The following is a 9,650-nucleotide window of genomic DNA, read 5'->3' as shown; positions in this document are numbered from 1 at the left end:
TTGATCAAGACTCCGGCCACTTGGACTCGCCGGGTGCGTAGTCAGGCCATCCTGGCCTGACACCGTCAGGGCTGGAAGCCCTGACTACGCAGGCCGCTGGCCGGGATTACGATCAAGGCCGTGCCTCCCATGCGCGCGCTGCCGCGCGCAATCCCTGCGCGGGTGTCACGTGGCCTGCCATGACCAGATCGAGCTGGTCTTCCAGTGCCGTGAAGTGCAGGTCGCCATCGATGGTCAGGGCCTTCCACTGATCACCCCACCGCATCAGGGCATCACGATAGATGGGGTGGATGTCGTCGACGACCGGGCTGGCCAGGATGGACTCCGGGACCGGGGTCAGGTAGGGGGCGAAGTCCGGCAGCCAGGCGGATGGGATCAACAGGGCGTCGAAGGGCAAGGTGCCGGTGACGAAGCCGAGCATGATCTGTTCATACAGATCGGCGAAGGGCACCCGCGACAGTTCCACGGGGACCCCGGTGGCTGCCGTGAAGGCCCGGCCGTGCCGCGCCGCGGGGCCACCGATGGCACTGGTATCGCGGGTCAGAACCCGCAGGGGCGCTACGTCCGTCTCCCCGCCAAAACGCTCCGACCGAGAATTTCCAGGCCATGATTGGCGCCTATCAGCTCACCGAGCAGATGTGGAATCCGGACAAACACGGCGTCGACTTCACCTTCCGTCCGAGTGACGGCCTCTCGATCATGGCTCAGCTCGACTGGAAATGGAAATGGAATTCCCGACCTGGGCATTTCGGCCTGGGTCTGAACAACGTCTCATTCGACATGCCTGATTTCAATACGGATACCGTCACCAGTACCTTTATTCGCTATTACGCCCAGATGGACCAACAGGTTACGCAGGAATCAGTCGGTTCGGACCAGGGGCTCATCCTATTCGCTACCTGATCTTCGGGACCACCTACGGCAAGCTGAGCGACGACTACGCGGCGCAACAAGTGGCCCTGGGGCAGGGTGATCCGAATTTCGAATGGATCTTTGAACTCGGTTACCGCATCCAATTGACCAAGTTCGCCTACCTCCAGCCGGATATCCAATACGTCCACCAGCCGGGTGGAACCGGGGATATTCCCGATGCGACGGTGATCGGGATGCAGTTCGGTGTTTCGCTCTAAGTGTTTGAATAATAGCATAGGAGGAACGGCATGATCGCTCTAGACTCTCAAGCGGTGCGCCTGGGCGCTACGGCCGCGGACAAGACTGACGCCATTCGTCAGGTCGGCCAGGTGCTGGTCGAGGCCGGACACATCGAGCCCGGTTACGTGGACAGCCTGCTGGCCCGGGAGAAGGTGGCCAACACCTTTCTCGGCAACGGCATCGCGATCCCGCACGGGGTCCCGAAAGACCGCGGCCTGATCAAGAAAACCGGGGTGGCCGTCCTGCAGATCCCGGCGGCGTTGGAGTGGAATCCGGGCGACCGGGTGCACCTGGTGGTGGGGATCGCCGCCAAGTCGGACGAGCACTTGCAGATCCTGTCCAACCTGACCGACGTTCTGGGTGACGCGGACGAGGCCGCACGCCTGGCCATGACCACGGACCCGAAGGACATCGAGCGGCGTCTGTCCTCCGGCGCGGCGGCAGCGCAGCGGCCGGTGCCGCAGACCCAGCCCGAGGATTTCGCCAACTTCGTCGACCTGGCCATTGCCGGTCCGCATGGGCTGCACGCGCGTCCAGCCACGACGCTGGTCGGCATTGCCAAGGGGTTCGCGGCGACCATCCGGGTACGTCACGGCAACCGCGTCGGCGATGCCAAAAGCCTGATCGCGCTCTTGAATCTGGGGGTCGAAGGGGGCGCGACCGTGCGCGTCATGGCCGTCGGCCCGGACGCGGACGCGGCGCTGGCGGCCTTGCAGGAGGCCATCACGGCGGGCCTGGGTGAAGAGGAGGAAGCGGCAGCCGGCGCGGCGCCCTTCGAGCAGCCGCCGATCGCCTGGGAGGGTCGCGCCCTGATCGGGGTGGCGGCCTCGCCGGGGCTGGCGCTGGGGCCGGTGTGGCGCTACCAGCGCGGCAAGATCGTGGTGGCGGCTACGGCCCGCGGCCCCGCCGCCGAACTGATCCGGCTTGACCGCGCCATCGAAGCCGCCAAGCGCGAGCTGGCCGAACTCTATCAGGAGGTCAAGACCCAAGCCGGCGTCGGCAAGGCCGCCATCTTCCTGGCTCACGCTGAATTTTTGGAGGATCTGGGCCTGATCGAGACGGCCCGGACCCTGATTCGCGATGACGCCCGCAGCGCCGGCTATGCCTGGGAGCAGAGCTACGGACAGCAGGCCAAGACCCTGGCCGGTCAGACCGATGCGCTGCTGGCCGCCCGCGCGCTGGATCTGCGTGATGTCGGGCGGCGCGTCCTGCGCACTCTGGCCGAGCGCATCGAGGATGCCCCGCAGCCGCCGGACACCCCGGTCATCCTGGTCGCGGACGAACTGAGCCCATCCGATACGGCGCGTCTCGATCCGGCCCTGGCGCTGGGCATCTGCACCGCGGGCGGCGGGCCTACCTCGCACACGGCCATCATCGCCCGCTCTCTGGGCATCCCGGCCCTGGTCGGGGCCGGCGACTCGGTGCTCGACCTGGCCGACGGGACCCTCTGCGTCCTCGACGGCAACAGCGGAACCCTGGTCCTGGCGCCAACCGACGGCGACCAAGTCTGTGTCTGAACCGTCCGGCGCTGTTCCGCACCCAGTTGCGGGCCATTTTCCGTGCTACCGCGGCGGGTCCGGTGCGCATCATGTATCCAATGGTCTCGACCCTGGAGGAGCTCAAACGCGCCAAGGCACTGACCGAGGAAGTGCGACTGGAACTCAATGCCGATCCGGTGGAGATCGGGATCATGATCGAGGTCCCGTCCGCCGTCATGATGGCCGCGGAACTGGCCCGTGAAGTGGACTTTTTCTCCATTGGTTCCAACGATCTGACCCAGTATTGCCTGGCCGTGGACCGGATGCATCCGCTCTTGTCACGTCAGGCGGATGGGCTGCACCCGGCGGTGCTGCGCATGATCGACGCGACGGTGCGTGCCGCCGACCAGGCCGGCATCTGGGTCGGGGTCTGCGGCGGGATTGCCGGTGACCCGCGGGGGGTCGTCATCCTGACCGGGCTGGGCGTGCGCGAACTGTCGGTCAGTATTCCCAGCATCGCGGCGGTGAAGGCGCAGATCCGGGGCTTCAGTCTGGAGCAGGCCCGCGGCCTGGCCGCACGCGCCCTGGCTTGCGACAACGCGGCTGCCGTGCGGCGGCTGAGTTAATGGAGCGGCAGGAGATGACCAACACCACACGTATCGTCACACTGAGCCTGAATCCGGCCGTCGATCAGACGGTGCGGGTGTCCAACTTCACCGCGGGCCGTGTCAATCGGGTCGACTGGGAGCAGTCCGATGCCGGCGGCAAGGGAGTCAATGTCGCCTCTTTCCTGGCGGATGCCGGACTCGCGGTTACCGTGACCGGTCTGCTCGGCAGCGCCAATGCCGAGCCGTTTGCCGCGTTGTTTGCCGGCAAGGGGATCGAAGACAGGTGCGTGCGCCTGCCGGGACGCACCCGGGTCAACGTCAAGATCGTCGATGCGGTCCTGGATCAGGTCACCGACATCAACTTTCCGGGGTTGTCGCCGACGCCCGCGGATCTCGATCAACTCATGCAGACCATCGAGACCCTGTGCGCCGGAACCGATTGGTTCGTGCTCTCAGGGAGCGTTCCGGCCGGGGTGCCGACCGGCATCTACGCGGACTTGGTCGAGCGTCTCAAGCGCAAGGGCAAAGCGGTGGTGCTCGACGCCAGCGGTGAACCTTTCGCCGCGGCGGTCGGCGGCGGACCGGATGTCATCAAGCCGAATATCGATGAGCTGAGCGAGCTGATGGGTCGACCCCTGGTGTCCCAGGCGGACGTGCTCGCCGCCGCCCGGACGCTGATCGAGCGGGGGGTTGGCCTGGTGGCCGTTTCCATGGGGGCCGAGGGCGCCCTGTTCGTCGAACGCGAGGCGGCCGTGTTCGCCGTCCCGCCCGCCATCACCGTCAAGAGCACCGTGGGTGCCGGCGACGCCATGGTGGCCGGCATCGTCACCGGCACCCTGGGCGGGCTCGACCTGGCTGGCCGCGCCCGGCTCGCCACCGCCTTTTCGCTGGGCACCCTGGGCGAGGTCGGCCCCCACCTGCCCGGCGCCGAGGTCATCGACGCCTACGCCGCCCGCGTCCAGATACAACCGCTTAGCCAGAACTGATTTCGGAGAACCCGATGGCCAAACTGATCGCAGTCACCTCCTGCCCGACCGGGATCGCCCACACCTTCATGGCCGCGGATGCGCTGAAGAAGGCCGCGGCCGCGGCGGGGGACGAGATCGCCGTCGAGACGCAGGGCTCGGTCGGCGCCAAGAATCAGCTCACCCCGGAGCAGATCGCCGCGGCGGATCTGGTGATCATCGCCGCCGATACCCACGTGGATCCCGCGCGCTTCGCCGGCAAGCCGCTCTATACGACCTCGGTCGGCGCCGCGGTCAAGGGCGCGGCTGACCTGATCGCGCGGGCCAAGGTCGAGGCGACCCTGGCCGGCGGCACCGCCCCCACGGCGACCGCCGCCAAAGCGACGACCCGCAGCCGCCTCGAGGGTTCCTACAAGCACCTGCTGACCGGTGTGTCCTACATGCTGCCGATCGTGGTCGCGGGCGGGCTCTGCATTGCTCTGTCATTCGTCTTCGGTATCGAGGCCTTCAAGGAGGAGGGAACCCTGGCGGCGGCCCTGATGGCCATCGGCGGCGGTGCGGCCTTCAAGCTCATGGTGCCGATCCTGTCGGGCTACATCGCCTATTCCATCGCGGACCGTCCGGGGCTCACCCCCGGCCTGATCGGCGGCATGATGGCGGTCGACATGGGCGGTCCGGTCAACAAGGCGGCCTACACCTTCGCCGTGGGTCTGCTGACCAGCGATACCTTCATGCCCATGGCGGTGGTGATGGCAGCGGGTATGACTCCGCCGCTCGGCATCTCACTGGCGACTCTGATCGGCGGCAACCGCTTCACCCAGGCTGAGCGCGAGGCCGGCAAGGCGGCCGGCGTGCTGGGTCTGTCCTTCATCACCGAGGGTGCCATTCCCTTCGCGGCCAAGGATCCGCTGCGAGTCATTCCGGCGGCTGTCCTGGGCTCGGCCGCGGCCGGCGCCCTGTCCATGTACTTCGCGGTCGGGCTGCGCGCACCCCATGGCGGCGTCTTCGTCCTGGCCATCCCGAACGCGGTGACCCATCTGGCCTGGTATGCTCTGGCGATCGTCGTCGGCACTCTGCTGACCACCATCGCGCTGCTCATCCTCAAGCCGTCGCTGAATGAGCCCAAGCCGGTACTCGTCTCGGCCTGCGTAACAGGATAGACACGATCGCGTCCTCCTCGTCTCTCGAATGGGAGATGTTATGACCCGGCTATCGCCGGGTCTTTTTTGGGACTGAGTTCGCTGGTCCGGGTTTCTGCGTCCGGCGAATGCGAGTCCGACCCCAGCTCATCCGGACCCGCGAGCAAGACGCCATTGAATCCGAAGACGGTCCGCTCGACACGATCCCAAACTAGCGCGGTCAAGCGTTCTATACTGATGGGATATCGAGTAATCGCCGATCACCTTCCCTGAACTTCTCGGAGCTCGATTTCCGCAGTCGGTTGAAATCCAGTATTCTTTCGCGGCAAATACCGACAGATATCCGGCCAAAGCGGCCAGCACAGGGATCGACCATGGATTACGACCTCTCCCGCCTCTCCCCCCGTTCTTTTGAGCAACTTGTCCAGGCATTGGCTGCGGCCGTCATCGGCCCCGGCATCGTGGTTTTCGGCGACGGGCCGGACGGTGGTCGGGAGGCGACCTTCGAGGGGCGTATGCCCTTTCCCGACCGGGACACGCCCTGGGACGGCTATCTGGTGGTTCAGGCCAAATTTCGGCAGCGAGAGATAGGCGGCGGCAATGATGTCGCTTGGGCACTGGCCGAGTTGAAGAAAGACTTGGCGAAGTTTTCCGATACCAAGCGCGGACTACGCAGTCCTGACTACTACCTCTTCGCCACCAACGTCATCTTGACGCCGGTAGCCAAGACGGGCGGAAAAGACAAGGTTACGGCGCTACTGAACGAGCGGTGCCGCAAGCATGGCCTCAAGGGGTTTCGGATCTGGGACTATGATCAGATCTGCACCTTACTGGAGTGCCAGTCGTCGGTGCGGACTGCCTACACCGCCTGGATCACGGCGGGCGACGTCTTGGCCGCGGTGCTGGAGCAGATGCCGCGACGACAGCCGGATTTCCGCGCCGTGATGCGCACCTTCATTCACAATGAGCTACGCGCCGACCAGTATGTGAATCTCGGCCAAGCTGGACATCGCGAGGCGGACCGCACCCCTTTAGCACGGGTATTTGTCGATCTACCCGTGAGTAAGGAGACTTGGAAGGATGGGCTGCCTCCTTCAGTCCCAGAAAACGACGAATCGTCGTTTGAAGAAGAGGAGGAGACCCAAGAAACCACCCCTGTTAGGGCGATGACCGACCTACTTGCCCTTGCTGCCCAGCGCCTGGACCCAGCGTCCAACCCCCGCCGGGAACAGAGTGCCCCCTTCGACTTGCGCAAAACAACGGTACCGGGGCGGGTCGTCCTGATTGGCGGTCCCGGTCAGGGCAAGAGCACCCTGAGTCAATTCCTATGTCAGGTCCATCGAGCAGCCCTGCTCGCACTCGACCTCAACTCGTCCCCGCCCCCGGAGGTGATGGACGCCTGCGAACTGATCCGTGACCAGTGCGACGCCGAATCACTGGCCCTACCCGCGGTACCACGTTTTCCGCTGCGGGTGGTCCTCAACCACTTCGCCAAAGCACTGGCGGAACAGACTGTGCCATCGCTTTTCGCCTACCTGCGGGCACGCATCGCAAGTTGCGCCGAGCGCGATATCGACGCCGATGATCTGCATCTCTGGCTGGGAGCCTACCCCTGGCTGCTGGTCTTGGACGGACTGGACGAGGTTCCAGCGTCATCTAACCGGTCTCAGGTTCTCGACTCGATCCAGGATTTCCTGGTCATCGCCCACAACGCCAATGCCGATCTGCTGCTGGTGGCTACTTCCCGACCCCAAGGCTACAACGACGATTTTGCCGCCCGTTATTACCGTCACCGTCAACTCCTGCCGCTGGATGTGAATCGCGCACTGCATTATGCCGAGCGCCTGGCGAAGGAACGTTGGGGGGGGGGCGACCCGGACCGGGTGGATCGAGTGCTGACCCGCCTGCACCGGGCCGGGGCCGAGGAAGCCACCGCCCGACTCATGCACAGTCCACTGCAAGTGGCCATCATGACCTTGTTGGTAGACAGTGCGGGCGAGCCGCCGCGGGAGCGCTGGCGGTTGTTCAGCGAGTATTACCGGGTGATATATGATCGTGAACGACAGCGCGATATCCTCGCCGCCCGATTGCTGAGCGAGTACCAGACCGATATCGACGTCATTCACCAGCGTGTGGCACTCCGCCTCCAAGTCGAATCGGAGCGCGCTGGTGGCACTGACGCCACCTTGGACGCGGCAGCGTTCGCCGCCCTGGTGGACCAACGGCTGGTCGACGAAGAGCATGCCGATGCCGAGCGCGCTGAGTTGACCCTCGCAATCACCGAGGCCGCGCTGCATCGCCTCGTGTTTCTGGTGGCACCCAGGGAGGGTGCCGTCGGATTCGAGGTCCGCTCGCTCCAAGAGTTCATGGCCGCTCAATACTTGACCAATGGTTCAGACGCAGAGGTAGCCGATCGCCTGTGCGCAATCGCCCCTGCCGCACATTGGCGCAACGCCTTTCTGTTTGCCGCCGGCCGCTGCTTCCACGAGCGCCAACACCTGCGCGATACCCTCCATACGTTGTGCTGCGAACTCAACGAGGGCGAAGGCGTTCCCGGGGGCGGGGATCTGGAGCGGGCAACCCTGGCCGGCTCGCAGTTGGCACTGGAGATACTGGAGGACGGCGCAGTCGCACGTCAGCCGGCCAAGCTGAAGCTCTTCGCGCGGCTGGCGTTACGCCTCATGGACCTGCCGCCCTGCGAGGAACAGATCCGTATCGCCGAGCAATACCAACCGGCGCTGGAAGATGCCTACCGACAGGAAATCCGCAATCGCCTGGCCGACGGAGAAGCAGAGCGGCGGCTTGGGGCATGGCGGGTCTTGCTACGCTTGGTTGGCAGGGGCTACGTTTGGGCGCGGTCACTGGCAGATGCCCAATGGCCCAAGGATTCGGCGGAGACGCTCATGATTTTTCGAGCGGCTACCGATTTGGAAGGAGGTGAATGGCTGGGGAAACGTTGGCGCGAAGCAGTGCCAAAATTGCATCCCGTGCAGATCATCCAGTTTGGACTTGGATCAAAGCCACATGGCTGGCTGAAAGCCACCCCTGTGTGGGCAAGATGGGAGGCCATGTTCAGATTCAGGGATCGTGTACTTAGTTGCCGATTGGAGGGATTGCCGGAGAATTCTTGCTTGTCTTTTATTCCAATCCAAGGACACAGTGGCCAAGGGCGCACAGTTCCTCCGGGCGCCCGACGGGAGTGGCATTGGCTGGCTGCTGCGCGGAATTTCGCTATGGCTCCGTCTAAGGAAGCGTTGGGGACGATATTGGACAAGTTGGCAGAGTTGGCAGAAGGAGGTCTTGACCATGACATTTTTTTGTCCAGCGCAATTGGCGGATCGTTATCATGGCCCTTGCAAGCGTGCCATACGGCGCTCGCACAAGGTACCGATTTGCGCATGCTGATCACTGCTGCCTGTGATGGTCGTCTTGGCGACCGCACTGATTGGGAACAAGCCGAGCAGCGCTGGGAGGATAACGGCGTGACAGACGCCGATCTTAGCTATCGACCAGAACATGGTCTACCATTCGACCACTCTATCGCATACCGGGGATTCCCTGTAGGCGAGTATTACATTGAGAATGTTTTCGACTCTCCGGTCGCTAGCCTCGGGGTACTATTAAGCTTGTGGCGAAATGCGAGCGATGTACACTCGAAGTGGCTCGCTCAGGGATTGATCTTCCATGCCAGCCTCAGTTGCGAATCCGGGATAATCTGGGACGATCTCGACCCCGTTCAGTTTCGGCGTCTTATTGGCGAGGCCAATGAGTGCTGGATCCCGTTGAATTTTCTTATGGTGCTTCCGGAATCCTGTTGGGCCCAGGGTGACGGCTTGGATGCCATGGCGACACTGGGAGAGCCAGCAACGCCGCCGCCTGAGCACATCCATCCCGTGACGACTGCAACGGCCAAAACACCTGGACAGCCAATACCAACCCGGCCGATATGCCCGAACCGGGCCTACCGGAGCAACTGCGCGACGGGGAGCCGCAGACCCGCTATCTTCTGCTGCAAGGTGGTTTCCGGGAAATAATCTACCGACTCGGGGGCGGTTCCGAACAGCATGGCGAGCGCGAAGCCAATACATTCAGACAGGATTAACAAGATTTACAAGATTTTATCTATGTTCAATCTTGTAAATCTTGTTAATCGTGTCAAGAAATCTCGGAACTGGTCAGAGTCGCGGCCGGAACCATGATCATGCACGCGCACAACAGACCAGCGGTCGAGGCTTCAGCCGGACGCGGCACCGCCGCCCGCTAAAGCGTCGGCCTCCAGTCGCGTCGCCCGGGTCTCTGGAGGTTGAG

At 63.9% G+C, this 9,650-nt stretch carries 7 protein-coding genes and 1 pseudogene; 7 read left to right on the top strand and 1 reads right to left on the bottom strand.

The window, feature by feature from the left end:
- Window positions 1–112: 112 nt before the first annotated feature.
- Window positions 113–466: a hypothetical protein gene (locus QZY03_RS23385; RefSeq protein WP_295585090.1), complete on the bottom strand. Its 354-nt coding sequence runs from the start codon at window positions 464–466 to the stop codon at window positions 113–115.
- Window positions 467–582: 116 nt separating this feature from the next.
- On the opposite strand from QZY03_RS23385, the pseudogene QZY03_RS23380 reads away from it, so the two are divergent.
- From QZY03_RS23380 to QZY03_RS23350, 7 genes and pseudogenes are all read left to right on the top strand, one after another.
- Window positions 583–903: pseudogene (locus tag QZY03_RS23380) on the top strand (carbohydrate porin); the annotation flags it as partial.
- Window positions 904–953: 50 nt separating this feature from the next.
- Window positions 954–1,130, top strand: a complete 177-nt coding sequence (locus QZY03_RS23375; protein ID WP_295585086.1) for a carbohydrate porin — start codon at window positions 954–956, stop codon at window positions 1,128–1,130.
- A gap of 30 nt (window positions 1,131–1,160) precedes the next feature.
- Window positions 1,161–2,669 (top strand): HPr family phosphocarrier protein, encoded by a 1,509-nt coding sequence (locus tag QZY03_RS23370; RefSeq protein ID WP_295585084.1) that lies wholly within the window; start codon window positions 1,161–1,163, stop codon window positions 2,667–2,669.
- Window positions 2,600–3,256: a putative PEP-binding protein gene (locus QZY03_RS23365; RefSeq protein ID WP_363168830.1), complete on the top strand. Its 657-nt coding sequence runs from the start codon at window positions 2,600–2,602 to the stop codon at window positions 3,254–3,256. Before QZY03_RS23370 ends, QZY03_RS23365 begins: the two co-directional genes overlap by 70 nt.
- 14 nt (window positions 3,257–3,270) lie before the next feature.
- Window positions 3,271–4,224 carry a 1-phosphofructokinase gene (pfkB, locus tag QZY03_RS23360; RefSeq protein WP_295585082.1) on the top strand — a complete coding sequence of 318 codons (954 nt, stop codon included), beginning with the start codon at window positions 3,271–3,273 and terminating at the stop codon, window positions 4,222–4,224.
- A 14-nt stretch (window positions 4,225–4,238) separates the two neighbouring features.
- Window positions 4,239–5,363, top strand: a complete 1,125-nt coding sequence (locus tag QZY03_RS23355; RefSeq protein ID WP_295585080.1) for a fructose-specific PTS transporter subunit EIIC — start codon at window positions 4,239–4,241, stop codon at window positions 5,361–5,363.
- 353 nt (window positions 5,364–5,716) lie between these two features.
- Window positions 5,717–9,376, top strand: a complete 3,660-nt coding sequence (locus tag QZY03_RS23350) for a hypothetical protein (protein WP_295585078.1) — start codon at window positions 5,717–5,719, stop codon at window positions 9,374–9,376.
- Window positions 9,377–9,650 lie beyond the last annotated feature (274 nt).

Origin of the sequence: uncultured Lamprocystis sp. (genome assembly GCF_903933125.1) — a bacterium.
Classification (GTDB): domain Bacteria; phylum Pseudomonadota; class Gammaproteobacteria; order Chromatiales; family Chromatiaceae; genus Thiodictyon.
Note: the sequence above shows the minus strand (reverse complement) of the source record. Positions and strands in the feature narration are given on the sequence as shown.

Coding starts and splice junctions, on each gene's coding strand:
- QZY03_RS23370 (WP_295585084.1), top strand. CDS start 1,161: ATGATCGCTCTAGACTCTCAAGCGGTGCGCCTGGGCGCTACGGCCGCG.
- pfkB (WP_295585082.1), top strand. CDS start 3,271: ATGACCAACACCACACGTATCGTCACACTGAGCCTGAATCCGGCCGTC.
- QZY03_RS23355 (WP_295585080.1), top strand. CDS start 4,239: ATGGCCAAACTGATCGCAGTCACCTCCTGCCCGACCGGGATCGCCCAC.
- QZY03_RS23350 (WP_295585078.1), top strand. CDS start 5,717: ATGGATTACGACCTCTCCCGCCTCTCCCCCCGTTCTTTTGAGCAACTT.